22 protein-coding genes are annotated in these 25,445 nt (G+C 56.3%); 12 read left to right on the forward strand and 10 right to left on the reverse strand.

Annotation, left to right across the window (positions count from 1 at the left end; translation table 11 throughout):
- Positions 1-73: 73 nt before the first annotated feature.
- Both FEM03_RS03100 and FEM03_RS03105 read left to right on the forward strand, forming a co-directional pair.
- A complete protein-coding gene (locus FEM03_RS03100) occupies positions 74-2,773 on the forward strand; it encodes a hypothetical protein (RefSeq protein WP_138084714.1) in 2,700 nt (899 codons plus the stop codon).
- 31 nt (positions 2,774-2,804) lie between these two features.
- Entirely contained in the window at positions 2,805-5,510 is a 2,706-nt protein-coding gene (locus tag FEM03_RS03105) for a hypothetical protein (RefSeq protein ID WP_138084715.1), read from the forward strand.
- 165 nt (positions 5,511-5,675) lie between these two features.
- Here the strand turns inward: FEM03_RS03105 and FEM03_RS03110 are convergent, their stop codons facing one another.
- Complete coding sequence (locus FEM03_RS03110; protein WP_138084716.1) at positions 5,676-7,058, reverse strand: DUF1552 domain-containing protein; 1,383 nt, start codon at positions 7,056-7,058, stop codon at positions 5,676-5,678.
- A 204-nt stretch (positions 7,059-7,262) separates the two neighbouring features.
- On the opposite strand from FEM03_RS03110, the gene FEM03_RS03115 reads away from it, so the two are divergent.
- Together FEM03_RS03115 and FEM03_RS03120 are read left to right on the forward strand one after the other, a co-directional pair.
- On the forward strand, positions 7,263-8,567 hold the full coding sequence (locus FEM03_RS03115) for an outer membrane protein assembly factor BamB family protein (protein WP_138084717.1): 1,305 nt from the start codon (positions 7,263-7,265) through the stop codon (positions 8,565-8,567).
- A 163-nt stretch (positions 8,568-8,730) separates the two neighbouring features.
- Entirely contained in the window at positions 8,731-9,948 is a 1,218-nt protein-coding gene (locus tag FEM03_RS03120; protein WP_138084718.1) for an anthranilate synthase component I family protein, read from the forward strand.
- A 337-nt stretch (positions 9,949-10,285) separates the two neighbouring features.
- Here the strand turns inward: FEM03_RS03120 and FEM03_RS03125 are convergent, their stop codons facing one another.
- Entirely contained in the window at positions 10,286-10,885 is a 600-nt protein-coding gene (locus FEM03_RS03125; RefSeq protein WP_138084719.1) for a L,D-transpeptidase family protein, read from the reverse strand.
- A 128-nt stretch (positions 10,886-11,013) separates the two neighbouring features.
- Between FEM03_RS03125 and rseP the strand changes: the two genes are divergently transcribed.
- The 5 genes from rseP (at position 11,014) to FEM03_RS03150 (ending at position 16,504) form a co-directional block, all read left to right on the forward strand.
- Complete coding sequence (gene rseP / locus FEM03_RS03130; protein ID WP_138084720.1) at positions 11,014-12,534, forward strand: RIP metalloprotease RseP; 1,521 nt, start codon at positions 11,014-11,016, stop codon at positions 12,532-12,534.
- A 33-nt stretch (positions 12,535-12,567) separates the two neighbouring features.
- Entirely contained in the window at positions 12,568-14,406 is a 1,839-nt protein-coding gene (gene ispG / locus FEM03_RS03135) for a (E)-4-hydroxy-3-methylbut-2-enyl-diphosphate synthase (protein WP_138084721.1), read from the forward strand.
- A gap of 16 nt (positions 14,407-14,422) precedes the next feature.
- Positions 14,423-15,229: an SWIM zinc finger family protein gene (locus FEM03_RS03140; RefSeq protein ID WP_138084722.1), complete on the forward strand. Its 807-nt coding sequence runs from the start codon at positions 14,423-14,425 to the stop codon at positions 15,227-15,229.
- A gap of 43 nt (positions 15,230-15,272) precedes the next feature.
- Positions 15,273-15,896: a tRNA (guanine(46)-N(7))-methyltransferase TrmB gene (gene trmB / locus FEM03_RS03145; protein ID WP_138084723.1), complete on the forward strand. Its 624-nt coding sequence runs from the start codon at positions 15,273-15,275 to the stop codon at positions 15,894-15,896.
- A gap of 113 nt (positions 15,897-16,009) precedes the next feature.
- Positions 16,010-16,504, forward strand: coding sequence for an Rrf2 family transcriptional regulator (locus tag FEM03_RS03150; protein WP_138084724.1), 495 nt, complete (start codon positions 16,010-16,012; stop codon positions 16,502-16,504).
- A gap of 1 nt (position 16,505) precedes the next feature.
- Here the strand turns inward: FEM03_RS03150 and FEM03_RS03155 are convergent, their stop codons facing one another.
- The 5 genes from FEM03_RS03155 to FEM03_RS03175 form a co-directional block, all read right to left on the reverse strand.
- Positions 16,506-17,528 carry a polyprenyl synthetase family protein gene (locus FEM03_RS03155; protein ID WP_138084725.1) on the reverse strand — a complete coding sequence of 341 codons (1,023 nt, stop codon included), beginning with the start codon at positions 17,526-17,528 and terminating at the stop codon, positions 16,506-16,508.
- A gap of 177 nt (positions 17,529-17,705) precedes the next feature.
- Entirely contained in the window at positions 17,706-18,059 is a 354-nt protein-coding gene (locus FEM03_RS03160) for a hypothetical protein (protein ID WP_138084726.1), read from the reverse strand.
- The gene (locus tag FEM03_RS03165; RefSeq protein WP_138084727.1) at positions 18,052-18,333 is read right to left on the reverse strand and encodes a hypothetical protein; all 282 of its coding nucleotides are present in this window, start codon (positions 18,331-18,333) and stop codon (positions 18,052-18,054) included. The genes FEM03_RS03160 and FEM03_RS03165 overlap by 8 nt, the downstream gene beginning before the upstream one ends.
- 57 nt (positions 18,334-18,390) lie before the next feature.
- A complete protein-coding gene (locus FEM03_RS03170; RefSeq protein WP_138084728.1) occupies positions 18,391-18,642 on the reverse strand; it encodes a GlsB/YeaQ/YmgE family stress response membrane protein in 252 nt (83 codons plus the stop codon).
- Between the two features lie 255 nt (positions 18,643-18,897).
- Positions 18,898-19,158 carry a hypothetical protein gene (locus FEM03_RS03175; protein ID WP_138084729.1) on the reverse strand — a complete coding sequence of 87 codons (261 nt, stop codon included), beginning with the start codon at positions 19,156-19,158 and terminating at the stop codon, positions 18,898-18,900.
- Between the two features lie 217 nt (positions 19,159-19,375).
- On the opposite strand from FEM03_RS03175, the gene FEM03_RS03180 reads away from it, so the two are divergent.
- Entirely contained in the window at positions 19,376-19,795 is a 420-nt protein-coding gene (locus FEM03_RS03180; RefSeq protein WP_240772650.1) for an NYN domain-containing protein, read from the forward strand.
- Between the two features lie 36 nt (positions 19,796-19,831).
- Here FEM03_RS03180 and FEM03_RS03185 read toward each other — a convergent pair whose 3' ends face one another.
- Both FEM03_RS03185 and nuoD read right to left on the reverse strand, forming a co-directional pair.
- On the reverse strand, positions 19,832-20,332 hold the full coding sequence (locus tag FEM03_RS03185) for an NADH-quinone oxidoreductase subunit NuoE family protein (protein ID WP_138084731.1): 501 nt from the start codon (positions 20,330-20,332) through the stop codon (positions 19,832-19,834).
- A gap of 27 nt (positions 20,333-20,359) precedes the next feature.
- Positions 20,360-21,619, reverse strand: coding sequence for an NADH dehydrogenase (quinone) subunit D (gene nuoD / locus FEM03_RS03190; protein ID WP_138084732.1), 1,260 nt, complete (start codon positions 21,617-21,619; stop codon positions 20,360-20,362).
- A gap of 243 nt (positions 21,620-21,862) precedes the next feature.
- On the opposite strand from nuoD, the gene FEM03_RS03195 reads away from it, so the two are divergent.
- Positions 21,863-22,624, forward strand: coding sequence for a DUF3313 family protein (locus tag FEM03_RS03195; RefSeq protein ID WP_138084733.1), 762 nt, complete (start codon positions 21,863-21,865; stop codon positions 22,622-22,624).
- 8 nt (positions 22,625-22,632) lie between these two features.
- Here FEM03_RS03195 and FEM03_RS03200 read toward each other — a convergent pair whose 3' ends face one another.
- Complete coding sequence (locus tag FEM03_RS03200) at positions 22,633-24,123, reverse strand: alginate O-acetyltransferase AlgX-related protein (protein ID WP_138084734.1); 1,491 nt, start codon at positions 24,121-24,123, stop codon at positions 22,633-22,635.
- 125 nt (positions 24,124-24,248) lie between these two features.
- Between FEM03_RS03200 and tyrS the strand changes: the two genes are divergently transcribed.
- Entirely contained in the window at positions 24,249-25,424 is a 1,176-nt protein-coding gene (gene tyrS / locus FEM03_RS03205; protein WP_138084735.1) for a tyrosine--tRNA ligase, read from the forward strand.
- Positions 25,425-25,445: the final 21 nt, after the last annotated feature.

Raw genomic sequence — 25,445 nt, forward strand, 5'->3', positions numbered from 1 at the left:
GAGTGGGTGAGGCCAGTTTGTGTGAGATGAAATTATTCTGGTGGGCTTGATGACGGGTTGTTAGTGTGGCGGGATGAATCGCTGGAAAATGATTATTGCAGGGGTTTTGTTGGGGGTTGGGATGATAGTGACGGCATGGGCACAGGCAGAGAGTGATCCGTTGGTGGGTTTGGTGGGGGAGGAAAAGGAGCCGCTGAAAAAAGGGGAGTTGAGATTGAATGTGACGCTATTGCGGATGGCGAAGGCGGATGCGGCGCGGTTGTTGTTGGAGGATGTAGGTGGAACGGATTGGGAGGAGAGATTGGTAAAGTTGAAGGAGGTTGGGAAGATCGAGTGGGTAAATTGGTGGAAGGCTGATGGATATGTTTCCCAGGGTAAGTGGAAGGCGGGGAGAACGGAGAAATATCGATATGTGAATCAGATGGCGGCGGCGGATTTTTGGGAAGGTTGGCAAGGGGCGAAAGAGCGTGGGCTGCCTGTGCCTGATTTGGAGAGGTTGGTCAATGAGACATCGGAGGCGGATGTGGGGGGGCTTCTGGAGGCGGATTTTACTTTGAATGAGGAGTTGGGGGTGGTGGACCTGAAGGTAGAGTTGTTTTATGATCCGGGTCCGAATGTGAAGCGTGAAGTGAAGACCTGGCCGCTGCCGGGGATGGGTTTGTTTAGGCCGATTTTTCAACCTTGGGAGTTGGTGACGAAAGGTCGGGTGGAGGTGAACCGCGTCTTTTTTTTGGGAGCTCAGATGGAGGCGGAAGTCGGAGGGTTGGTGAAGAAAGGGGTGGCACCTGAGGTGATGGGGGAAAGGCATGATCATGTGTTGCTGGCATTTGGGAAAGTGAGTAGTGCAAAGCGGGGTGAGAGCAAGGCGAGGCCGGCTTCGGGGTTGAGGATGCAAACGTGGACGTTGGCGGTAGCGCCGGGGGAGTTTTTGCCCTGGATGGTTGAGCGGAAGGGATTTGGGAAGGATGAGGCGGTGTTGGCGAAGTGGCTGGCTGCAGCGGAACAGGGCGAGGGTGTGGAGATGCTGGCTTGTTCGTCGGCGCTGACGGAGTCGGGGGAAGAGTCAAGGCTATCGGGAAAACTTCGATGGGAGGATGTGAGAAGTTTTGTGCCGGGGGGGACGGTTCAGGATTTCCGCGCGCAGGCGGATGATTATGCTTATCATGTGGTGAAGCATCTGGTGAAGTGGGAGATGCATCGGGTTCCCGCAGATAAGGCAGAGGATTCGTTTCGGCCGGTGGCGGGTGAGCGGGCCGATAGGGATAAGGGCGGGCTTTATAGTGGGAATGTTTTGGTGTCCCGGCCTGCGGCACCTGCTCGTTGGACGAAGTGGAAGAGTGCGATGGAACGGGATGAGAGTGAGCCTGGAGCGGTGGAGATGTCTCTGGCGGATGTTGAAAAGGATGACGATAGTTATCCTGGCGGTGATGAGTCGTTTGAAACTTCATTCACCGTGATGAGGGGCGATGTGGCGATGATTTATGCGGGGCTAAAAGAGGGGACGGTGCATGCGACATTCGTGAGGGTTGTTGAGGATACGGTGGAGAAGGTGGCGGCTCCGGTTTTGCCGGAGATGAATCGGTTGATGACGTGGGTGATTGAGACACCGCTGGATTGGAGGAATGGGATGGTGAAGGATGGTGGGGTGGACCCGGGCAGATTGGGGGAGGAGCTTTTGAAGGCGGTGAATCAAGGAAAGGCGGAACTAAAGGGGTTGTTGAGTCATGACCAGTGGCGGCAGGAGCGGATGTCGCTTCATTCGTATCTGGGAAAGCCGGTGATCTTTTTTGAGAACATGGTCAATACAGCGGTTCATCCAGGGGGGATCTTTTTTAACACTTCCCAAGTGGGTAGGAATTTGATTGGGGATCGTTCGGTCACCCGTTGGTTGGGTGACGATGAAAAGTGGGGGAGTGGACAGGGGTTTTCGTTCCTCTCGCTGGGCGAGCCGAAGTGGCAGCAGTGGGGAATGTGGGTGGCAACGGTGAAGGGGGCGAACGCGCAGAATTCGGGTTTTAAGCATCCGGTGTTTCCGATCAATGAGGTGGGGGCGACGGCGAAGTTGATGCCGGGTGTTGCCCAGTTGGTTGCGGTGATGCGGACTTCAACGGTGGGAGTGGATGTGGCCACTGCAAAAATGCGCTGGTATGTGGCCAGGCTGGATGCGGAGTCGAAGGTGAATTCTGTTGATCGTGTGGTGGCTGGAATGAATGAAGAGCCGAGGATGGTGCAGGCACTGGTATTGAAGGGGAAGGTTGGGGGCGAGGATGCGGGGGCATGGTTGGAGGCGCTGGCGAAGAAGGAGTGTGAGGTGGTGGATGAGGTGATGACTGCGGGAAAAACGGGAGCGGCTTCGACGGGAGCGGATTATTATTTTCCTAATGGTCGAGTGGGGGAGAGAAACTTGAGTAGAGAGGAAGTTTTTGATGGGCCAGCGAAGATGCCGGAAGGGACGAAGTTCGCGAGTCAGGTGGATTTATTGAACCGGGTGGTGGGGTTTCAGTGGAAGATGATGGATGGGAAGTGGTCGGTGGAGCGGGATGGCAAAGCGCCGGAGGTGGTGACGGATGTTTTTACCGAGGTGAGGTCGGAATGGCCGGTGGATGAAAGGGTTGATTGGAAGACGATGCCGAAGGTGACGGTGAATGTGCAGCGTCCGATTTTTACGATCCAGCGGGCAGAGGGCGAGGTTCCAGCGTTGGGTGAGACGGTGGTGAAACGGTTGTCGGAGAGTGAAGTGATTTTGGTGAGGCGGCTGAGAGTTGAGCGGTGAAATTTTAATGTTGGGTTTCCTTTTAGATCTTATGAATAGGTTTGCTTTTTTGATTGCTGGATGGGTGCTGGCTGCGGGGATGGTTGTTGGGCAGCAACAACTGGAGAGGGATCCGTTGACAGGCCTGGTGGGGGAGGAAGAGGAGCCTGTGGGTAAGGGCGAATGGCGGTTGAATACAACGTTGCTGAGAATGTCGAGGGCGGATGCAGGCAGATTGTTGTTGGAAGATGTTGGTGGGGCGAGTTGGGAGGAGAAGCTGGTGAAGTTGAAGGATGGGGGGAAGTTGGAGAGGGTTAGTTCCTGGACAGATGAGGTGAGAAGTCTGAAGGGGGAGTGGGGCGGGATGGGCAGGGTTGAACATCGTTATTTGTCGTTGATTCATGTGGCGCGTTATTGGGATAACTTTATCGAGAGTGAAGTTGGCAAGTCGAAGCGGCCTGACATGGCCGAGTTGCTGAACATGATGGGGGAAGGCGATCGCGCGACTTGGGGCGAGGTGGGTTTTGAAATTGATGAGGTGACGCAATTGGTTGATTTGAATATCCATCTGCACATCAACCGGGGTTTGCTGGAACGGGAATGCAAGAGTTGGCCGCTGCCTAACATGAGTGTGTTTAAGGCAATCTTTAGACCGTGGGAATTGAAGGCTTGGGGAAAGGTGGCGCTTAACCGAGTGTTCCTTATGGGGGCTCAGATGGATGTGGATGGGAGAGATCTTATTGCGCCTCAACCGACGAATGAGCAGTTAAAAGAATTGGCTGAGCGCAAGGTGTTTGAGGTTGAGAATGAGATGGTGCTTTTTGCTTTTGGAAAGGTGGTTGGTGCTGAGGCAGATCAGGCACCGGTGCCGGAGGTCAGGTCGGATTCGGGATTGAGGATGCAATGTTGGACGCTGGCGGTTGAGCCGCAGAGTTTTTCGAAATGGATGGCCAATCGGAAGGGGACTGGAGGCGATGAGGGGGCTTTGAAGCGGTGGTTGGAGGGCAAACAAGCGGAGTTGCTGGCGTGTTCTGCGGTGACGTTGGGATTGAATGAGGAGTGCCGGGTGGACAGCAAGGTTACCTGGGAGGACGTGGGAGGATTTGAACCGAGTGGCAATTCGCGAGAGTTCCGGGTGGTGCCTTGTGAGACGATGCAGTTTTCGATGAAACATCATCTCAGGGCGGTGGTGAGGCAGACTCCTGACATTAAAGGGGAAGCGCGCTCGAGGAGGTGGAAGGTTTATGTTGAGGCGGGGAGACCGGCGGCACCGGCGGTTTGGAAGTGGTGGAAGAGTTCGATGGAAAGAGGCGATGATGACCCGTGGGGGGTTGAAGTGCCGGAGGCTGATGCGGACCCGTATCAGGAGAACGGGAGTGAGGCGTTCAAGACCGACTTGGATTTGGACTTAGGCGAGGTGGTGATGGCAAGTGCGGGATTGAAGGACGGACGTGTGCATGCGACCTTTGTAAGGTTGGTGAATGATGGGCCGATCAAAACCGAGGATGAGAAAGTTAGGCTGGCGCTTGAGGATCCCAGGCGGTCGCGTGGGTTGACGACCTGGATCATTGAAACACCGTTGGATTGGGGGGATAAGTTGTTGAGGGTAAGATCATTGGATGCTGTCGCTTTCGGTAACGAATTGCTGGCAGCGGTAGATGATGGTTCGGCTGAGGTGGTAGGGCTGTTAAGCAATGAGCGACTTGATGAAGAAGGGAATCTGATGTTGGCGAAGCCGTTGGTGTTTTTTGGAGGGTATGGGGTGTTGGCTCACCCTCATGCAAAAGGGATTTTGTTTAGATCAAGGAGTGTGGGTTTGGAGTCGGTGGGGGATCAGGCAACTAGGTTTAGGCGGGTATATGATCCCACGGGAGGGGGTGAGTGGTTGGAGACTGTGATGGTTCGTTCCACGCGGCTCCGGGGTTGGAACCAGTGGGGAGTGTGGTTGTCGCAGTTGAAGAATTTTCACGCTGGCAATTCGGGCTTTAAACAACCTGAGTTAGCTAGTCATGAGATGGCGTTGTCGGCTGCTTTGTGCCCGGGTGTAGCGAAACTGATTGCGGTCACGCAAACTTCGAAAGCGGCGATGAAAGAGGGGATGGTTGGTAAATTGAGATGGTATGTGTCGAAGTTAGATGTGCATAAAAAGTGGGAGACGGCGGTGGTTACTCCCGTGGGAAAACATCCAATCAAAGAGCGGGGGATGGTGCAGGCGATGGTTTTGAAAGGAGATAGCGAATCGTTGGACGCGGCGCGATGGTTGGAGATGCTTGGTGCGGGGGTATGTGAGGTGATCGACTCGGCCACATTTGCCGGGGGTGATGGAACGCTGAAAACAGGGATGGATTATTACTTTCTCAATGGTCGTGACTACCAACAGACTGGGTCGCAGGATGAGGAGTTGGTTTTTTCAGCACCTGAGAAAATGCCTGAACAGACGAAACTCGCAACGGTGATGGGTTTATGGCATCGGCTGGTGGGATTAGAGATTACGATCTCTGGGGAGGATTGGTCGATCTTTCGCGATGAAGAGGCACCGAAAGTTGTGACGGATGTTTTCCCGAATGTCAAAGTGGACTGGCCTTTTGCAGGTGACGAAAGGTATGAAAAGTCACCCAAGTTGACGGTGAATGTGCAGCGTCCGATTTTTAACATTCAACGGGTGAACGGAAAGCTGCCTGCAATGGGAGACGCGGTGATTCAGAGACTTTCAACGGATACGGTGTTGCTGCTGCGCAGGATTCCGCTGACTCGATGAATGGGCGTTTCGGGGCGGGATGCGCTAATTCGAGAGAATAGGGTTGGAGCCTGGAAGTGTCGGCAGCGGACAATGATGAGGCATCATCGCGGGGAATCGGAACGGAGGACGAATCTCGAGATGACAGACTGGATGTCTGTCGCACGCACAGACTGGAAGTCGGAGTTACGCGAGGTCGGTCAACGCCGTATCGGCATCGCCGAACTGGTTCATTTTGACTCCCATGCGGTCCATGACGGCGAGGTGAAGACGGCAGAGTTTGCGGTTTTCGTTTTTGCTGTAGTCGAGCATGCGGTTGCCTTTGATGGTGCCGCCGCCGCCGCCGGCAAGGAGGATGGGGAGCTGCTTGGAATCGTGAGCGTTGCCGTCCCAAAGGCTGGAGCAAAACATGATCATGCTGTTGTCGAGGAGGGAACGCTCGCCTTCGTTGGTGCCGTCCATTTTTTGCAGGGTCTCGGAGAGCAGCTGCATGTGGTATTGATTGACGCGCTGATACATGTCGAGGCGCTCGGGATCATTGGCGTGGTGGGAGAGTTCGTGCTGGCCGCCTTTGATGTTGCCAAGGAAGCCGAAGTTCATGCCGGACAGGTCGTTGTTGAGCATCATGGTGGCGATGCGGGTGCGGTCCATCTGAAACGCGAGGACCATGATGTCGAGCTGGAGCTTGAGGTGATCGCGCACATCGGCGGGGATGCCGGCTTCGGGTCGGGCAAAGGTGGGGGCGGTGACGGTGGGCTGCCAGCCGTGGCCGTTGGTGTTGGCTTTGCTAAACTGGTCGGCTTTCTCGATGCGTTGTTCGAGTTCGCGGACAGAGGTAAAATATTCGTCGAGCTTGTGGGCGTCGCGGCCGCTGACCTTGCCACGCAGGCTGTTGGCATCGCTGAGGACGGTGTCGAGCACGCTTTTGTCGCGGCGTCGTTTGGAGCCGTCGTCGAAGAGCTGGTCGAAGGCTTGTTGGGGATAGATTTCCTTCGGGGCCGGGGTGGTGGGGCTGCTCCAGGAGATGTAGGCGGAGTAGATGGAGGTGAATCCGCTGTCGGTGCTGTAGCGTGGGCCTTCGGTGCCTAGGACGATGCTGGAGGCGGGGGTGTGTTTGCCGATTTGTTGGGCCATCAACTGGTCCATGGTGGTGCCCACCTGGACGTCGGTGGTGGTTTGTTTGACGGTGAGTCCGGAGAGGAGGTTCATCTTCGGGTAGTGCCCGCCGGGTCCCATGACGGTGGTGGGATTCCACAGGCCTTTGAAGACGAGAAGCTTGTCCTTGATGGGTTCAAGGGGGCTGAGGGTCTTCATCAGATCGAGACCATTGGCTCCGTTGGTGGCACCCCAGTGGTGCGGGTTGACGCCATTGCCCATGAACATCGCGGCGAAGCGGCGTGGGGCTCCGGTAGCGGCTGCGGCTCCGGCTTTACCTTGGACGGTGCTGCCCCAGGCGTTGACAGATTCAAGCCAAGGGAGGCCGAGGGCGACGCCTGCGCCACGAAGGAAATGTCGGCGGGAGAGGCTGCGGGAGCTGGAACTGGAGCTTGAACTTTGGCGAGGTGTCATGGATAGGGCGTGATGTCTCGGAGAAGAGGAAGGGCGTGACGGGGGTTAGAAGGATACGTGCCCAAGTTGGGGAATCTGTCGGCGGAATGATGGTCGTTTCGGAATCAAAACTTCGGCAAGGCTTGGAAAGTGTTGGAAGGGTGACGGCGTTTACTTGACCGGCAACCGTATTGCATGGTTTGCTGGGTAATATTTTGTTTTCTTATGTTCCGTATTCTTCCTGCTCTTGTGATCGCCATGGTGCCGTTTGGCGGCTTTGCCCAACTTGCGACGAAGCCGTTGTTCTGGCCGGACAAACAGGGCCCAACGCGGGACAGCATCGTGCCGGAGGCTGAGGCGGAAAAGTTGCCCCTGGAGTGGGATGAGGCGAGTGGGAAGGGGATCGAGTGGAGGACGGCTTATGAGGGCGAGGGGCATTGTTCGCCGGTGATCGGGGGAGATCTGGTGTGGTTTACGTCGGCGACCAAGGACGGGAAGAAGATGTATGTTTATGCGATCAACCGGCATGATGGCAAGGTGGTGCATCACAAGCTGGTTTTTGAGAATGAGGCACCGGAGGATTTGGGGAATCCGTTGAACAATTATGCGGCACCTTCGTGTGTGCTGGAGGAGGATGCGGTGTATGTGCATTTTGGCACTTACGGAACGGCGCGGCTTGATCCGTTGACGGCGGAGAAGGTTTGGGAGCGTCGCGACATCAATGCGCGGCATTTTCGGGGACCGGGATCGTCTCCGGCGTTGTTTGGGGATTTGCTGGTTCTGACGTTTGACGGGATCGACAAGCATTTTTTGACGGCGCTCAACAAGAAGACGGGCGAGACGGTTTGGTTGACGAATCGGAGCACGGATTACAAAGATCTGGGACCGGATGGCAAGCCGTTGTTGGAGGGGGATTATCGCAAGGCTTATGGGACGCCGACGTTTGCAAAAGTGGGGGAGGTGGACCAGTTGCTGTCGGTGGGGTCAAGGGCGGCGTTTGGTTATGAGGCGCTGACGGGGAAGGAAATTTGGACGATCACCCACGAGGAATACAATGCGTCGTCGCGTCCGGTGGTGCGGGATGGGGTGGCTTATGTGAACACGGGATCGGGGGGCGCGCATTTGATCGCGGTGAAGCTCGATGAAACGACCAAGGGGGACGTGACGAAGTCGCATGTGTTGTGGGATCGGGACCGGAGGAATTCGGATTTGTCGAGTCCACTGTCGATCAACGGGTATTTGTTTCAGGTGTCGGGTTCCGGGGTGGGGATGTGCGTTGACATGAAAACGGGGGAGGATATTTGGAGTGAACGGGTGTCACCGGGCAAGTTCATCTCGGCACCGCTGGCGACGAAGGAGCGCTTGTATTTTTTCAGTGATGCGGGGTTTGGGACGGTGGTGGCGGCGGGTCCGGAGTTCAAAGTGCTGGCGCAGAACAAGTTCAGTGAGCCGGTGACGGCGTCGCCTGCGGTGGCGGATGGGGCGTTGTTTGTGAGGACGAAGACGCATCTGTGCAAGGTGGTGAAGTGATGGGGGGGAGTTCTTGGTTCTTGGTTCTTGGTTCTTAGTTCGTAGTTGGCGGCGAGTGGTGGAGTGGGGATGATGCGAAGTGAAACTTCGCGGTCCCTTTAATGGGAATGTGCTTGCGTGATGGGGTTCTGACCGCACTCTTGCGGGGAACTTTATTCATTGAATGACGGTGTTGTCGGCCCAGCTTCCGGTGGCTGCTGCGTTTCCTGCCCCAGTGCAGGTGGCGGCGAGCTGGCGTGGTCGCGAGGGATTGGCGTTTTTGGACAGCTCGATGCGCAGTGGTGAGCAGGGGCGGTCAATGATTGCGGTCGAGCCGGAGTCAATTTTGCGCGGAAGGTTGATGGAGGATGCCGACGGCTTGAAGCGGTTGTTGAAAGAGAGGAAAGGGGAGCCGGGCGGATTGTTTGGCTGGGTGGGATTTGATGGAGCGTTTGTTTTTGGGGTGTATGACCGGACTTATGTTTTTGATCATGCCCGGCAGGTCTGGTGTGGGGAAGCACCGGAGTTAGGGGGGGGCGGTGATGATGAAACTGAGGGTGGTTTGGAAGGGCGATTGAAGTTCGGGCCCTTGATGGAGAAGTCGGATTTTTGTGGTCGGGTGGAGAGGGCGTTGGAATACATTGCGGCTGGGGACATTTATCAGGTGAACTTGTCGTATCCGTGGGAGGCGATGTGGCCCGAGGGGCGGGACGCGTGGGGATTTTACGAGCGGTTGAGGGCGGTTTCGCCGGCACCGCATTCCGCTTTTTATGATCTGGACGGGGTGCAAATTTGTTGTGCTTCGCCGGAGTGTTTTTTGACGATGGAGGGTCGGCGAGTGGTGACGCGGCCGATCAAGGGGACGAGGCCACGAGGGGCGGATGCGGCGTCTGACTGGTCACAGGCGGCAGATTTGCTGGCGTCACCGAAAGAACGGGCGGAGTTGGTGATGATTACTGATTTGTTGCGCAACGACCTGGGTCGGGTTTGTGAATTTGGCAGCGTGAAGGTGAGTGGTTTGTGCGAGTTGGAGCGGTATGCGCAGGTTCAGCATCTGGTTTCCACGGTGGAGGGTGAACTGCGGCCTGAGGTGGATCATGTGGAGGCATTGTTGCAGTGTTTTCCAGGGGGAAGCATCAGCGGGGCACCGAAGAAACGGGCGCTGGAGATCATTGGGGAGTTGGAGCCGAATCCGCGTGGCATTTACACCGGGGCAATGGGGTATTTTGGCTTTGATGGGACCAGCCAATTTAACATTGTGATCCGCACGGCATGGGTGCAGGGGGATCGGATGCGGTTTTATACCGGGGCGGGGATCGTGGCGGACTCAGTGCCGGAGCGGGAGTGGGAGGAGACGCAGCACAAGGCGGCGGGGTTGCTGAAGGCGGCGGAGAGGTTTTGAGGGGATTGACTTTCTCACCGCGAGAGGGGAAAATTTTAGCTATGCAAAAGGACCCTGTCTATTGCCCCATTTGTGGGGATCTTACTGTGCAGGTGGTTGCTGAGTTGAATCGCAAATGGTGGAATGCATTGCTGACAGCTTTCGGCAGTTCGTGCCTGGAAGTCAAGACGCCCGAAGGTGGCTGGTTGACGTTCATGAAGCCGTCGAGAGGAACCTCAGGTTTATATTGCACCAAGTGTGGGGCGCTTACGCTGGCTCCGTCGATTGGGAGGCATCGGGAGCAATTGGGGCTGGATAAAAACTGAATGCAAGGCTCGAGACGAGCCTTCTACGTTCTTTATCGCACGACCGTGACTGGCATGCCGACGAAGGCGTGCTGGTAGAAGACGGGGACGATGTTGCGGTCCATGCGGATGCAGCCGTGACTGGCGGGATAGCCGGGGAGGAAACCCTGGTGCATGCCGACGCCTGTGTTGGTGAGTCGCATCCAGTAAGGCATGGCGGCGGGAACGTATTTGCCACCGGGGGGAACGGATGAGCGGGGGGTGGCGTCGTCATTGACAATGCGACCACTGGCGTCTTCGACATGGCCGTAAAGGTTGGAGAAGTGTTCGCGTTTTTTCTCGATGATTTTGTAGTTGCCGGCGGGGGTGTTGCGTCCGTGGGTGCCGGACGAGATGGCGGCGACTCCGATGACGTGGTTGCCTCGGTGGAATTTGGCGACTTGTTTGTTGAGGTCGACGAGCACCCATGGCTGGCCGGAGGAACCGTCGTCGTCCCAATAGGAGACGGGTTCGGCTACGTCGAGGCGCTGGGGGTTCTGGGGAACCTGGCCGCCAAGCCCGCTGAGGTAGTCGGCACCGGCATTTGGCTCGGGTGTGGTAACGCAGGAACTGAGGGCGAGGACGAAAATGGCGAGGGTGAGCAGAAATTTCATGGTCAAGATTTACCGCACTGGTGGCCCTGAAGTGGACAGGATTCAAACAAAAAGCGGTGTGGATGTTCCAAGATGCATCGTGCGCGTTTGCGCACGGCAATCTTCAATGCTAGTCTTGCCTCCCTTTTATGGATTTCCTGCTCAACGCACTCCGCTTCATTGGTATTTTGTTTCTTGTCGTCATGGTGTTTAACCTGATGATTCTCGTTCACGAGCTCGGTCATTTCCTGGCGGCAAAGTGGCGGGGACTCAAGGTGGAGAAGTTTTACATCTGGTTTGGTAAGCCGATCTGGAAGAAAAAAATCAACGGAGTGGAGTATGGATTGGGGAGCATCCCGGCGGGCGGGTTTGTGATGCTGCCGCAGATGGCGCCGATGGATGCGATTGAAGGTTCAGGTGAGACCGATCGGGAGCAGTTGCCGCCGATCACCCCGCTGGACAAGATCATCGTGGCATTTGCGGGTCCTCTTTTCAGCTTCCTGCTGGCGGCGTTTTTCGCCTGTTTGGTGTGGCATTTCGGCAAGGCGGAGTATGAGGGGGAGAAAGTGACGACGATTGGCTGGGTGTTGAAGGATGGTCCTGCGGATCGGGCGGGGTTGTTGCCAGGGGATAAGATCGTGAGCATTGATGGCAGCCCTATAAAAAGTTGGCGTGGGATGGTGGACAGCGTGGTGTGGGGGATTATGGCGAGTGAGGGGGATACGATTCATTTTTTGGTGGAGCGTCCTGGTCAGGGCGAAGTGAAGGTGCCGGTGGCGGCAGAGAAGCCGAAGGCTGAGGTGGAAGTGGCTTGGTGGAAGTCGATTTTTACGCGTCCGCCATTTAGACAGGTGGGCATCAGTGCGGTGCAGAAGTTGACGGTGGGCGGGTTTATGGATGACCAGCCGAATAGCCCGGCGCAGGAGGCGGGTTTGTTGAAGGGAGATGAGATTGTGAGCGTGAATGGGGCGAAGGCCTGGAATATTGGGGGGTTGAATGAGTTGTTGAAGGCGAGCAGTGGCAAGCCGGTGCAGTTGGGTTATTTGAGGGGGGATGCAACGCTGGAGGCGACGGTGACTCCGCGTCCGCCGGATCAGCGTCCGGCTGATTGGAATCTGGATGATACGGCTTTTTTGAATCTTGGGATCATTTGGGATGTGAATGGGGAGAGGAAGCTGGCGCATCCTTTGCCGCAGGATCAGTTGTGGGATGCTTCACGGACGATTTTTCAAACGTTGAGCAAGCTTATGCCGGGTAGTGGCAGTGACATCGGCGCGAGCCATTTGAGCGGGTTTATTGGGATCGGAAATGTGTATTACCGCCTGTTCCAGAATCCGGATTTTTGGGATGCGTGGTTGAGTGTGATCTGGTTCAGCGTGGTGCTGAACATCAACCTGGCGATTCTGAACATGCTGCCGTTTCCGGTGTTGGATGGCGGTCACATTGTGATGGCCATTCTGGAGTGGATTCGTCGCAAGCCGATCAATATCCGGTTGTTGGAAGTGTTGCAGACGGCGTGTGTGCTGTTGCTGCTGGGCTTCATGGTGTTTGTGAGCTTCAAGGATACTGGCGACATCATGGGCGTGGGACGTAAGAAAGAAGCAGCGGAGTCGGCGGTGGAGCCGAAGTTTTTGCCGCCAGCGCAGCGCTCTTCGACCGGAAATCCGTAGGTTTAGTGTTCCAGCAAGCAACCCATCGCGCTTATGTCCGACCGCTCCTCTCTGCTTCAATACTGTCCGGATCTTTATCATTATGCCCGTCGTGAAACGCGCGAGGTGATGGTGGGGCATGTGGGGATTGGCGGGAAAAATCCGATCCGGGTGCAGTCGATGTTGACCAGTGACACGCGTGATGCGGAGGCATGCATTGCCCAGGCGCTGGAGCTGGCGCAGGGGGGATGCGAGATTGTGCGCATCACGGCGCAGACGCGGGTGATTGCGGCAAATCTTGAGCACATCAAGGCGGGTTTGCTGGCGCAGGGATGTGATGTGCCGCTGGTTGCGGACATTCATTTCCAGCCGTATGCGGCGATGGAAGCGGCGAAGTGGGTGGAGAAGGTGCGGGTGAATCCTGGCAACTACGTCGACAAAAAGAAATTTGCGGTGCGTGAGTATACGGATGAAGAGTATGCGGAAGAGGTGGCGGCGATTGAAGATCAGTTTGTGCCGCTGGTGAAGTTGTGTTTGGAAAAGGGACGGGCGATGCGGATCGGGACGAACCATGGATCGTTGTCGGATCGCATCATGAACCGCTATGGCGACAGTCCGCATGGCATGGTGGAGAGTGCGCTGGAGTTTGCGCGGATCGCACGGCGTGAGGGGTATCACAATTTCGTGTTCTCGATGAAGGCGAGCAATCCGAAGGTGATGATTGAGGCCTACCGTTTGCTGGTGGCCCATCTGAACCGGTTGGGTGGCGACTGGAATTATCCGATTCACCTTGGCGTGACCGAGGCGGGGGACGGCGAGGATGGGCGGATTAAAAGTGCGATTGGAATAGGCTCACTTTTGGCGGATGGGATTGGTGATACGGTGCGGGTGAGTTTGACCGAGGATGCGATTTTTGAGATTCCGGTGGCCCAGGCGTTGGTCAAACCCTACAACGATGGAATTCCGGCGACCTTTGAAGGGGTGGCGGATGCACCGCCGGTGGCGCATGATCCGTTCAGTTACGAGCGTCGGGCGAGTGAGGTTTTGAAGGTGAATGGCATCAAGGTGGGCGGGCATGAAACGGTGGCGGTTTTCACGAGTCGCGCGAAGTGGGATGCGTTGGCGCACAAAATTGACAAGCTCGGTGATTTCAAGCCGGAGGTGGTGGTGGAAGACAGTGGCGTGGTGGCGCTTGATCCGCGGGATGATGCGGCGGTTCAAGAGGTCAATTCGGCGGCGGGTGTGAAGTTGGTGACGGTGAAGGATGGCATCAATTTGCCGGTGGTGGCGGCTTACCGATTGCTGGCGGCGAAGGTGGAGGCGCGGCATCCGATTTTGCTCAAAGACAGTTTTGGAAAGGATAAAGGCGAAAGGCTAAAGGATAAAGAGGGGGCAGTAGCTTCAGAGTTCCTTGACGCGCTGCTGCCGGCGGCGACGCACATTGGATCGTTGCTTTGCGATGGGATTGGGGACGCGGTGCTGGTGCAGGGGGAGTCGGCACCGGGACAGTCTCTGAGGATTTCGTATAACATCTTGCAGGCGGCGGGGACGCGGATTTTCAAGACGGACTATGTGGCGTGTCCGAGTTGTGGCCGCACCTTGTTCAATTTGCAGTCGACGACGCAGCGGATTCGCGCAGCGACAGGCCATTTGAAAGGCGTGCGCATTGCGGTGATGGGCTGCATTGTGAATGGTCCTGGAGAGATGGCGGATGCCGATTTTGGCTATGTGGGTGGGGCGCCTGGGAAGATCAATTTGTATGTCGGCAAACAGCCGGTGAAACACAACATTCCTGAGGACGAGGCGGTGAATCGTTTGATCGATTTGATCAAGGAACATGACCGCTGGATTGATGCGCCTGAGTCGACGGATGCGGAAGCGCTCGCGGTATAGGAGGGAGGGGAAGGATATGTCCTGGGAATATTTTGACGAGTATCCGCGCTACGAAAGCGTCGCGAAGCGGCGGGAGAAGGCGGAGAAGCTTGCGAAGAAGATTGCGGCGAAGCAGGGCCCATTGCAGCCAGCGGTGAGCAAGGGACAGAAGATTGCGACGTCTTTTTGGGGGCAGGCATGGAATCGGAATCTGGAGCGGTATGCGGAGTATGAGCACCGGCTGCCGCGTGGGCGCACCTACGTGAAGAACGGGTTGGTGATCGATTTGAAGGTGGAGCGGGGAGCCATTCTTGCGCTGGTGAGCGGAAGTGAAGTGTATGAGGTGCGGATCAACATCAAACCGCTGGGAGTTGGGCGGTGGAAGAGTTTGAAGAAGGCTTGTTCGGGTCAGATCGCTTCGCTGGTGGGCTTGTTGCAGGGGAAGTTGCCGACCAGTGTGATGGAGGCGGTGACGGATGAGCATGAGGGGTTGTTTCCTGAACCAAGAGAAATTCAGTTCATTTGTTCGTGCCCGGATTATGCGGATTTGTGCAAACATTCAGCGGCGGCGGTTTATGGGGTGGGGGCGCGGTTGGATGATCAGCCGGAGTTGTTGTTTTTGTTGCGTGGGGTGGATCACACGGAGTTGATTGCGAATGCTGGGGATACCGTGGCGGCACAGGCGGTGGCGTTAGATGCAATTGCAGATGGCGAACTAGGGGACTTAAGCGGGCTTTTTGGTATCGAGTTGGACATGGGCGAGGAACTGGCGGCGGCGGTGGAAGAATTGAAACCGAAGAAGAAGAAGCGAGCGGGTGCCAAGAAGGCGGCGAAGAAGGCTTGACCGACGCGCTCACCGGGTGTTGAGACTTGGCCCGCTCATTGCCATGTCAGACGATTTTTTGTTCACGCCAGACCACTACTTTCGCGAATTGCGCAAGGAGGAGATTTTTCCTGCAAGTGCAGAAGCTCCGTTGGAAGTAGATCTTGGCTGTGGCGAGGGGCATTTCATTGCCGGGATGGCGGACCTGTTTCCTGATCGAAATTTTTTGGCGGTGGAGAGGTTGCAAGGTCGGGTGAAGAACACGGTGAGAAAGCTACGCGAATCAGGATTGAAGAACGGCAAGGTTTTGAGGCTGGAGACGGCCTACACGGTGGCGTGGTTGTTGCCGACGGCGGGGGTTTCGCGGGTGCATTTGCTGTGCCCCGATCCTTGGCCGAAGAAAAAACATCATGCACGGCGGCTGGTGAATCGGGTCGATTTTCTAAACGGTCTGCATCGGGTGCTTGAGGTGGGTGGCGAGTTTCTTTTGAAAACGGATGACACCGAGTATTTCGAGAACGCGATGGAGTCGATGTCCACGTTGGCAGTGGATCAATCCAGTGGGCAAGAGTTGTTTGAGCGGCTGGAGTGGGATGAGGAGGCGTTTCCCTATCCGCAGACGGGGTTTGAGCGGCATTGGCTGGGCATGGGTCGGAGCATCCATCGCGCGCGCTGGCGCAAATGCTGAGTCACAGCCAGACTTGGCGTGTTCCGTGCTGTTCAAGTGATGGCTTCCTTCAGGCTGAAGGAGGGTTTTTGCTGATTGCGGAAGAAACTGCCAGTTTATTTGTCACCCCATCCATGGAGCTTAGCCGGTTTAGCGATTACTCCCTGCGTGTGCTGATGTATGCGGCCGCGAAGGAAGATGAAAAAGTGACTCTGGGAGAACTGGCTGCTGTTTACCGGATCTCGCAGCATCATTTGGTGAAGATCGTTCATTACCTGGGCAAACTCGGATATTTACAAAATCGTCGTGGTCGGAGTGGGGGAATCCGGCTGGGGATGCCGCCGGCGGAGATCCGGGTCGGTGATGTGATCCGACATACAGAAACGCATTTCAATCTTGCGGAGTGTTTCAGTGTGGGAAGCAATCTTTGCCGATTGACTCCTGGATGCCGTTTAAAAGGGGTGTTCCACGAGGCGACGGAGGCGTTCCTTGGAGTGCTTGATGGTTATACCTTGGAGGATCTGGTGCTTTCCAGCAAACCGACGTTGTTGCTCCTTTCGCTCAACAAGGGACTGCCAATGATGGGAGGGGCAATGCAACCTTTGGTGGCGGGTGGGCCAATCAACTGAGTTAAACGGAACTGCGGCACTGGTCGAGCAGGTCGTCCAAATAGAGGGTGATGCCGTGAAGGGCTTCCTGGTGTTCGGAAGGGGAAAGCACGGTCAGGCACTCGCGGGTTTCGACGAGTAGCGATTTGGCGTGGTTGATGGCGCGTTCGATGGCACCTGCGTAATCGGCAATGCCAGCGAGGATGCTGGTGTCCATGGGTTCGCCCTTGAGCAGCATGCGCTGAAGTTTGCTGCGCTGGGAATCGTTGGCGTCCTGGAGGAGATACAGCATCGGCAGGGTGAGTTTGCCTTTGGCAATGTCGGTGCCGAGGGTTTTGCCGATGGCTTTTTCGTCGCCGACGAGATCAATGCAGTCGTCGTAGATTTGATAGGCGGTGCCGAGCTTGAGGCCGTATTGGCGCATGGCTTCGACGGTGGCTTCGGGCTGTTTGTTGAGATGGGTGCCGAGCTGGGTCGCGACGGCGAAGAGGGCGGCCGTTTTCATCTCGATGATGCGGAAGTATTCGGCCATGCTGAGGCTGAAGTCGAAACGGCGTTGGGTCTGAAGAATCTCGCCGGTGGCGACGTCGCGCGAGGCGGCGGCAATATGACGGCAGATGGTCAGGTCTTCGAACTGGGTGGCAAGCTCGAGGGCGTAGGCGAACAGACTGTCGCCGAGGAGAACGCTGAGGGCGTTGCCCCATTTCGCGGCGGCGGTAGGCATTTCGCGGCGCATGGCGGCTCCATCCATGATGTCATCGTGCACCAGCGAGGCGATGTGGATGAATTCGAGGATGATGGAGAGTTTGTGATGGTCTTCGGACACGCCACCAGTGGCACCTCCAGCTAGGACGGCGAGGGCGGGACGGATGCGTTTACCGGAGGTTTTGCAGACGTAGCGGATATAACCTTCGACGGCCGGATCAAATGACTTGGCATGCTCGACCAAAATGCTCTCAATCCGGTCGATTTCGGGTTTAACGAGGGCAAAAGGGAACGCCGGTTTGGGCTTAGATTTGGTTTTGATGAAGGAAGGGAGCTTCATGTCCGGCGATTAAGAAAAGCTATTCACATAGAACGCGACAGGAGTGGTTTCGTCAACTTGGAGTGAGGAAGTCTTTTGTCGGTATGGATGCATCCCGGAAAAGCAAAAAACCTTCCCATGGAGGTCGTCCATGCGAAGGTTGATTACGAATGCGGAGATTCGTTTGGAGGCTGTCAGTTATTCAAAAAAGCGTTTAACGCGGCTGGGCAGGTGGATGCCTTGAACCGAGTGGACCCCTTTTTTGACGGCGTCGGCACCGTCTTCAGCAAAGTGGGTGGCGCGTTCGTAGGCAGGGCCGACGAGATCGCTGAGGCGATGCTGAATGTCTTCGAGCACTTGAAGTGCACGATGTTTTGGTGGAGGAGGCGGGGACGCCAGCAGAAGCTTCGCGATGATGCCGAGGGCGCAGCCAATGCCGACCGCAGCGGCGACGGCGATGGCGGGATTTTCGCGCACGAAGGTTTCGATTTCTCCAGCGGTGTCGTGGGCAAGCTCTCTGGCTTGTTCAAATTCAGGGATGTTGTCAGTCATGAGGAAGATTAGGTTGGTTGGTTTTGGTTTGGTCCAGATAGATTTCGAATGCTTTGATGACACCGAGAGTCAGCAAAGTGGGACGGATGACGGTTGTGGCGACGGCGGCCACCGTTCCGACAATGAATCGGGTGGGCAGGATGTTAAGGAGGATGCCGACTCCGAATGCGGTAGCGACCGCCTTGGTGGGATCGCGACGGGCAACTGATTCGGCGTCATCAACGAGACGGCGAACCAATCGTTCAGCGGGTTTGGGTGTGTCTTCAGTAATCATGGTTTGATTCTAGATTCGTTGAACGCAGGGTAAGTGCGTGGGGGTGTGATGATTTATTTATCTCTTGAAAATCATGCGCCCGATGCCCAAGAGGACCAGCGAGCCGACGATGGCGACGAAAAGCGAGCGGAAGTCAAAGTTCGTAACCGTGCCGAATCCGAGAAGGCTGCCGATCCAGCCACCGACGATGGCACCAACGATGCCGAGAAGCATGGTCATGAAACAGCCGCCCTTGTCATCACCAGGCATGATGAGTTTGGCGATGGCGCCTGCGACGAGGCCGAGAAGAATCCAGGAGAGAAAGCCCATAATGTAAGTGTTGTGTAGATGGTTGGTTGATTGGGGGTGAGGAGAACGAGCAATGGCGTCCGCCCCTTTCAATTAGGGCATGACGTGGGCCAAGTGCCTTTCGTGAATCAGTGGCCCTCTAACACGTTGAATTTCAACGAGAAATGTGAATGGCCAGCTCCTGGAAGCTGGTCGAAGAAGCTTGGTGACGGGAATTTTGCATTCCAGAAGCCCGAGGAAGTGGGCGTTCTGCATGATGAGAAACCATGGCCCGCTTCAGGTCGTCGCGTAGATATTGCCGGTGGAAGCCACCACGTCGCCGGAGATAATTTTGGGAGGCATCGTGATCAGATTGGACAGGTTCTGCATGATCCACTTGGCGGCGAGTTCATTGGAGGCGAGCGCACTGCTTTCGTCTTCGAAAATGCTGACCGCGCTGACATCACCGTCGCCTTCGTCGATGGCATAGTAGGCCACGAAGTTGGGGGTCTGCTGAATGAGAGGGAGGAATTTTTCCCGTATGACTTCGACCAGCATTTTCGTTGATCCGGGTTGAATTTGATATCGACGAATAGTGATGTGCATAAGAACGCTCCTGTTTGTAAGAGGCTAGGTTTTTATGCGGGGCGGTGTCAATGCTATTTGGCGCTGATGGGGTGATTTTTTGCGCTGATGGGGAAATTATCAGGAACTGGAAGGATTTGATGGATTGGCTGATCGGGTGGAACGTCATTTTACGATGGCTGAGGGTGATATGCGTTTTTTGTTGGTTGATGGTCATAGTGTGATCCATGCATGGCCCGAGTTGCGGCAACTGCATGTGCGGGCGGCAAAGCGATACTTGGCGCGAGAGGGTTTACTAAAACGAATGCGCCTGTTGCAGGATCTGACCGGGGAGCGGGTGGTGGTGGTGTTTGATGGCCGCGGTGGCAAGGTGTCGGATGAGAGAGAGGCGGAGGGCGTGCAGGTGTTTTATTCAGATGACTCGATCTCGGCTGATGGGGTGATTGAGCGGTTGGCAGCGAAGTATGCGCAGCAGGTTACGCTGCGGGTTTGCACGGGCGACGGGATGGTGTGGGAGACTGTCGGGGCGCTGGGCGCGGGGTGGATTTCGCCGGAGACGCTGGCTTATGAGGTGCAGCTGGCGGAGGGGGATTTGGGTCGGAGGCTTTGAAGCGAAGTAAAACTTCGCGGTCCCTTGTTGCGGGAGTTACTCGTATCTCGCGAGAACTTCGGGGGCTTTGTCGGGAGTGATGCCTTCGAAGAAGTCGTCTTCGACCATGCAGACGGGGGCGAAACCACAACTGGCGAGGCATTCGGCAAATTCGATGCTGTATTTGCCATCGGGACTGACGGCAATCGGGTGATGATGGTCGACGTGGGAGCGGTCGATGTTGGCCTCCTTGCAGAAAGACTCCATCAATTCGTAGCTGCCGGCCATGGCGCAGGAGAGGGTGCGGCAGACGCGGACGTGGTATTTTCCTGGGGCGGTCTGGCGGAATCCAGGATAAAAGGTGACGACTTCGAGGACCTGGATGGGTTCGAGCGAGAGCTTTTGGGCGACCCAGTTAACGGCTTCGTCGCTGATGTAGCGGAAGTGGTGCTGGATGAGGTGGAGGAGCGGCAGCACGGCGCTGCGTTTGGAGACGGGATAATGGGTGATGACTTCATCCATTTTTGCTTCCAGTTCCGTGGGGACTTCGAGGGCCATGATCGCTTGAAAAAGAAAAAGGTTTTACTACCGGTCGCACTCGCCCATGACGAAGTCGAGACTGCCGAGGATGGAGGGCACGTCGCTGACCATGTGTCCGGGCAGGAGTTTGGAGAGGATGCTGAGGTTGACGAACGAGGGGCTCCTGATTTTCATCCGGTAGGGAACGCCGCCGCCTTTGCTGCAAATGTAGAAGCCAAGTTCGCCTTTGGGGTTTTCGGCTCCGAAGTAGACTTCGCCGACGGGGGCTTCGAGACCCTGGGTGGCAACGATGAAGTGATGGATGAGTTCCTCCATCTTCATGAGGACCTTTTGCTTGCCTGGGAGGCGATTTTTGGGGTCTTCGTAGTTGATGGGACCGGAAGGGATGCTGGCGAGCACCTGATTGAGGATGCGGATGCTCTGGCGCATTTCCTCCATACGGACGAGGTAGCGGTCGTAGCAGTCGCCGGTGGTGCCGATGGGGATGTCGAACTCGTATTGTTCGTAGTCGAGATAAGGATGGGCTTTGCGGAGATCGAAGTCGATGCCGCAAGCGCGCAGGTTGGGGCCGGTGATGCCGAAGGAGATGGCGTCTTCCTTGGTGATGATGCCGAGGCCCTGGGTGCGGTCGATGAAGATGCGGTTTTTGGAGAGCAGGGCGTCGATTTCGTCGATGACGGCGGGGAGTTCGTTGAGGAATTTTTTGAGTCCGCTGATGAAAGCCTCGTTCATGTCGCGGGTGTGGCCGCCGACGCGGGTGAAGCTGGTGGTAAAACGGGCACCGGTGAGCTGCTCGCTCAAATTGTAAATGGTTTCACGCTGGGTGAAGGTGTAGAGGAACACCGACATGGCACCAACGTCCATGGCGAAAACGCCGACGCCCAGAAGGTGCGATGAGAGGCGGGCCATTTCACAGCAGACGACGCGCAGGGCTTTGCCACGGGCGGGGAGTTCCCAGCCCATGAGTTTTTCAACGGCCATGGCGTAGGCGACGTTGTTGGCGAGGGGGGCGAGGTAGTCGAGCCGGTCGGTGTAGGGCACGAACTGATTGTAGTGCATGTTCTCGGCGATTTTTTCGTCGCCGCGATGCAGGAAGCCGACGTCGGGATCGGCTTTGGTGATGATTTCGCCGTCGAGTTCGAGGACGAGTCGCAAAACGCCGTGGGTGGCGGGGTGCGATGGTCCCATGTTGATGACGAGTTTCTCACCGATCATGTCGGTGACGGCTTCGTCGTGCGCCTGTGCGTGTAGCGCCGCCTGGGCGGCGATGTCCGGTGCATCAAGCTCTTGAACCGTTTTAGCCATAGTTGCTTACTTACTTTATTAAAGGGGGACTCGTCTGTCGGTTTGAGTATTCCGCAATGGGACGGAGCGGCAAGGCGAATTTGTGAAAAATTTCACAAGCGGAGAAGAGTCGTGGAATTTTGGAGTGCGGCGCTCTGCCGCCGATTTGGGAGGAGACGGGGGAAACCAATTGCTGAAAATCTTGTTCATCCTGTCTCTTGATGGGAAGGCGGATCAATGTATGAATGACGTCCCCCACCGACCATGAGACTCTTGTTATTCTTTGCCGCGATCAGTTGTTTGTTGATGGTTTCATGCCGGTCGACGAATCAGATGCTGAAGGCGAGGCCGGCACAATTGAGTTCTTTTGTGGAGTTTCCGGATCAGATGAAAAAATCGCGGGAGAGGGCGCCGTTTCACAAAGTGTGGAGCTCCCCGAATCCTGAGGTGAGGGGGCGGGCGATTCCGAAACGGCAGATTTTTATTGCCCCGGTGACGTTGCAACACCTGAGGCCGGTGGGGAAACCACTGGTGCGCAAGGAGATTGAGCTGGGCAGCATCACGAGGGATGAAGCGGGAATGGCGAAGCAGCTGAGGCAGGAGTTTGCGGGTGCTTTTGCGCGTTCGGAGCGCCCGCGTTATGTGCTTTCGAGGTATCCGGGCCCGGACACGGTGACTTTGGAACTGGCGTTGGTGGAGTTGAATCCGACCAGTCCAAAGGGAAATGTGGTGAAGACGGGTCTGAAGTTCGTGATCGGTCCGTTTGCCGGATTGGGTGGTTATTTTACCAAGGGGAATGTGGCGATCGAGGGGAAGGTGCGCAATTCGCAGACGGGGGAGCTGATCTTCCAGTTTGCGGACAATGAGGCAGACAAGATGACGTTGTATACGCTCCGGGATTTCCGGGCGTATGGGCATGCGGATGTGAGCATGAAGGAATGGGCGCGGCAGTTCGAGCTGTTTACGCGGACGCCTCCCGGGGTGAGGGTGGAGGATTCTTTTTGTTTCACGCTGGACCCGCGTTGAGAGCTGAATCAGTGAGGCAGAAGGGCGGGGAGCCAGTGATAGATCTCTTCGGTGAGTTGATGACTGGCGCGGAAACGACGGGGGCCGAAGACGAAGAAGCAGACACGTTGGTTTTGGAAGGTCTCTTTGGGGCGTCGGGCGAGGCTGACAAGGAGGTGGTTGGAACCGCCTTCCTGGACAATTTTGGCACCCTGGCCGCCGGCATACGCGGCAACGTGCGAAGGGATGGAGGCATCTTTGACGTAGCGGTAGGGAACGTGGAGGAAGCTGTCGCCAGCCAGCATGTAGGTGGGAGTTTGGGGGGTGAAATTGGGGGGCGGAAGGGCGCGGACGGCAGTGAAAGGTCCGGTTTCGGAGAGATCTTCCGCGCTGGAGTCGGCGATGGTGAATTGTTGGGTTTCGGTGATGAAGCTGGGCATCATGGTGGCGTTGCCGATGCCGTAGTCTTTGAGTCGTTCGGCGATGGCGAGGGATGTGACGGCGATGCCACCGTGGAGAGGATGCGGATCGCTGCTGGGCATGAAGACTTGATCATGCTCGTCCAAAGCAGCGCGCAGGGCGGGGGCGAGGTCGATAACCTCAATGTCATGTTCGAGAAGTTGCAGGTGAAGACGCAGGCGGTCAGGGACGGCGACGATGTCTGAGGGCAGATTGGGGTCGAATTGGGTAAGGTTGACGATTTCCTTCTCCGGGAAGGGGACGACGATGAGGTCGATGCCAATGCGGGCGAGTTCGGCGTTGAGGAGTCGGAGCATGCCAATGGGGCCGAGGTGAATATCGTCGTCGCAAAGTTCGCGGAAGACCTTGCTGGGAATGGAGCGGAAGAAATGGGGGCCGGACTTGAGGAAGCCGCCTGCCTGGTCAGCGCGCTCCTTCAGTTGTTTTTCGATCGGGGTGATTTGGTGGCGCCATTTTTCCCAGCTGCCGCCGTTTTGGTCGAGGAGGTTTCGGATGCGTTGTTTTTCGGTGTCGATGCGGCGCTGGCGCTGGACGGAGTAGGCGTCCTGCTTGGAGGGTCGAAGGTAGCGCTGGGGGGGGATGGTCGGGATCGATTCAGGAGAGGGAGAGACGGCGATTTTGGAGGATTCGATGATGCGAATATTTGGGGAGTAGTATTGAGGAAGGACAAAGTCGGCAAATTTATCCGCGATTTGCAATCGTTGGATGTCTTCAGGCGCTTGATCGAGGGGGACAAGGCTGGCGCTGACGGTGTCGCCGGGTTTGAGTGCGGCGGCGGGTTGGGGTTTGCGATCAAGAAATCCAGGGAGATTGACGAAGGCAAACGTGCCGTCGGTCATTTTGACTTTCGCGCTGAAAAGGCAGTCGGGGTAGGGGTTGGTGGCAGCGGGCGGGAGGTTCGAGCGGTCGATAATTTGGAAAGTGGTCTTGCCTGTCGCGCGTGATTGAGCAGCCGTGGGGGTTGCTGTATTGTCCTTGCAGGCGACGACTGCTGCGAGCAGTGCGGAGAGAATGAGGAGCGTGAAGTTGTTGGCGGGCATGTCTAAAGTTCGGAATCGGGAGGGAATCAGATTATGAATGCTTTTTCATACTTCGCGACCTTGGTTTGGAGTGAAAAGTTTGCAGTTCTTGCATTTTGGCTGGTCGGGGACACACTGGAGGGCTCATGACATCGGCAGCGGAAGCATTGGACATTTTGAAGCGTGGCACTGTGACGATTCACAGTGAAAAGGAACTGGCGGAGCGGCTTTCGCGTGGCAAACCGTTGCGAATCAAGTTTGGGGCGGACCCGACGGCGCCGGACATTCATTTGGGACATGCGGTGCCGCTGCGGAAGTTGCGTCAGTTTCAAGAGCTGGGTCATCACATTGTGCTGATTATCGGGGATTTTACGGCAATGATTGGAGATCCGACAGGGCGTTCGACAACGCGTCCACCGTTGACGCATGAAGAAGTGGTGGCGAATGCGAAGACCTACACGGAGCAGGCGTTTCTGGTGTTGGATCGGGACAAGACCGAGGTGGTTTTTAATGGTGATTGGTTGAGGGCGATGACGTTTTCAGACGTGGTGAAGTTGAATGCGCGGGTGACCTTGCAGCAGATGTTGCAGCGCGAGGATTTCAAGAATCGGGTGGCACAGGGCCAGGAGGTGAGGCTGCATGAATTGCAGTATCCGATCATGCAGGGTTGGGATTCCGTCGTGGTGCGGGCGGATGTGGAGATTGGCGGCAGCGACCAGCTTTTTAACATGCTGGTGGGTCGTGATTTGCAGAAGGAGGAAGGACAGGAGCCGCAGATCGTGATGACGATGCCGCTTTTGGAAGGTTTGGACGGGGTGAAGAAGATGTCGAAATCGCTGGGCAACTATGTCGGATTGACCGAGGAGCCGAAGGAGATGTTTGGAAAGCTGATGAGCATTCCCGATGAGTTGATGGCGAAATATTATCTGCTGGTGCTGGGAGAGGTATTGGATGTGGCGATGCATCCGATGGAAGCGAAGAAGCAGCTCGCGGCGAAATGCGTGGCGGTTTACCATTCGGAGGCCGATGCGAGGGCTTGTCGTGAAGACTGGGACACGCGATTCAGCAAGCGTGACTTGAGTGGCGCGGATTTGCCGGTGGTGACGCTGGGTGAGAGGCGCGATGTGTTGGGCGTGGTATTGTTTGCTTACGCGGAGGCCTTTCAGCACACGGTATCTGGTGGGGACGCGAGGCGTCTGATCCAGCAGGGGAGCGTGCAGTTGAACGGGGAGAAGGTGGTGGATCCGAAAGCAACGCCTGAGTGGAAAGAGGGGGACATTCTGAAACTGGACAAGAAAAGGACTGTGAAAGTGCAGGGATAGGTGCAAAAAAACTTGTAAAGG

This window comes from Phragmitibacter flavus (assembly GCF_005780165.1).
In the GTDB taxonomy this organism is placed as follows: domain Bacteria; phylum Verrucomicrobiota; class Verrucomicrobiia; order Verrucomicrobiales; family Verrucomicrobiaceae; genus Phragmitibacter; species Phragmitibacter flavus.

Excerpts from the sequence above, each read along its gene's own strand:
- nuoD (WP_138084732.1), bottom strand. The coding sequence starts at position 21,619 with ATGGCTAAAACGGTTCAAGAGCTTGATGCACCGGACATCGCCGCCCAG.
- FEM03_RS03170 (WP_138084728.1), bottom strand. The coding sequence starts at position 18,642 with ATGGGCTTTCTCTCCTGGATTCTTCTCGGCCTCGTCGCAGGCGCCATC.
- FEM03_RS03110 (WP_138084716.1), bottom strand. The coding sequence starts at position 7,058 with ATGACACCTCGCCAAAGTTCAAGCTCCAGTTCCAGCTCCCGCAGCCTC.
- FEM03_RS03200 (WP_138084734.1), bottom strand. The coding sequence starts at position 24,123 with ATGCCCGCCAACAACTTCACGCTCCTCATTCTCTCCGCACTGCTCGCA.
- FEM03_RS03100 (WP_138084714.1), top strand. The coding sequence starts at position 74 with ATGAATCGCTGGAAAATGATTATTGCAGGGGTTTTGTTGGGGGTTGGG.
- FEM03_RS03165 (WP_138084727.1), bottom strand. The coding sequence starts at position 18,333 with ATGATTACTGAAGACACACCCAAACCCGCTGAACGATTGGTTCGCCGT.
- FEM03_RS03105 (WP_138084715.1), top strand. The coding sequence starts at position 2,805 with ATGAATAGGTTTGCTTTTTTGATTGCTGGATGGGTGCTGGCTGCGGGG.
- FEM03_RS03115 (WP_138084717.1), top strand. The coding sequence starts at position 7,263 with ATGTTCCGTATTCTTCCTGCTCTTGTGATCGCCATGGTGCCGTTTGGC.
- FEM03_RS03195 (WP_138084733.1), top strand. The coding sequence starts at position 21,863 with ATGAGACTCTTGTTATTCTTTGCCGCGATCAGTTGTTTGTTGATGGTT.
- FEM03_RS03120 (WP_138084718.1), top strand. The coding sequence starts at position 8,731 with ATGACGGTGTTGTCGGCCCAGCTTCCGGTGGCTGCTGCGTTTCCTGCC.
- trmB (WP_138084723.1), top strand. The coding sequence starts at position 15,273 with ATGTCAGACGATTTTTTGTTCACGCCAGACCACTACTTTCGCGAATTG.
- ispG (WP_138084721.1), top strand. The coding sequence starts at position 12,568 with ATGTCCGACCGCTCCTCTCTGCTTCAATACTGTCCGGATCTTTATCAT.
- FEM03_RS03140 (WP_138084722.1), top strand. The coding sequence starts at position 14,423 with ATGTCCTGGGAATATTTTGACGAGTATCCGCGCTACGAAAGCGTCGCG.
- FEM03_RS03175 (WP_138084729.1), bottom strand. The coding sequence starts at position 19,158 with ATGCTGGTCGAAGTCATACGGGAAAAATTCCTCCCTCTCATTCAGCAG.
- FEM03_RS03150 (WP_138084724.1), top strand. The coding sequence starts at position 16,010 with ATGGAGCTTAGCCGGTTTAGCGATTACTCCCTGCGTGTGCTGATGTAT.
- FEM03_RS03125 (WP_138084719.1), bottom strand. The coding sequence starts at position 10,885 with ATGAAATTTCTGCTCACCCTCGCCATTTTCGTCCTCGCCCTCAGTTCC.
- tyrS (WP_138084735.1), top strand. The coding sequence starts at position 24,249 with ATGACATCGGCAGCGGAAGCATTGGACATTTTGAAGCGTGGCACTGTG.
- FEM03_RS03185 (WP_138084731.1), bottom strand. The coding sequence starts at position 20,332 with ATGGCCCTCGAAGTCCCCACGGAACTGGAAGCAAAAATGGATGAAGTC.
- FEM03_RS03180 (WP_240772650.1), top strand. The coding sequence starts at position 19,376 with ATGCGTTTTTTGTTGGTTGATGGTCATAGTGTGATCCATGCATGGCCC.
- FEM03_RS03155 (WP_138084725.1), bottom strand. The coding sequence starts at position 17,528 with ATGAAGCTCCCTTCCTTCATCAAAACCAAATCTAAGCCCAAACCGGCG.
- rseP (WP_138084720.1), top strand. The coding sequence starts at position 11,014 with ATGGATTTCCTGCTCAACGCACTCCGCTTCATTGGTATTTTGTTTCTT.
- FEM03_RS03160 (WP_138084726.1), bottom strand. The coding sequence starts at position 18,059 with ATGACTGACAACATCCCTGAATTTGAACAAGCCAGAGAGCTTGCCCAC.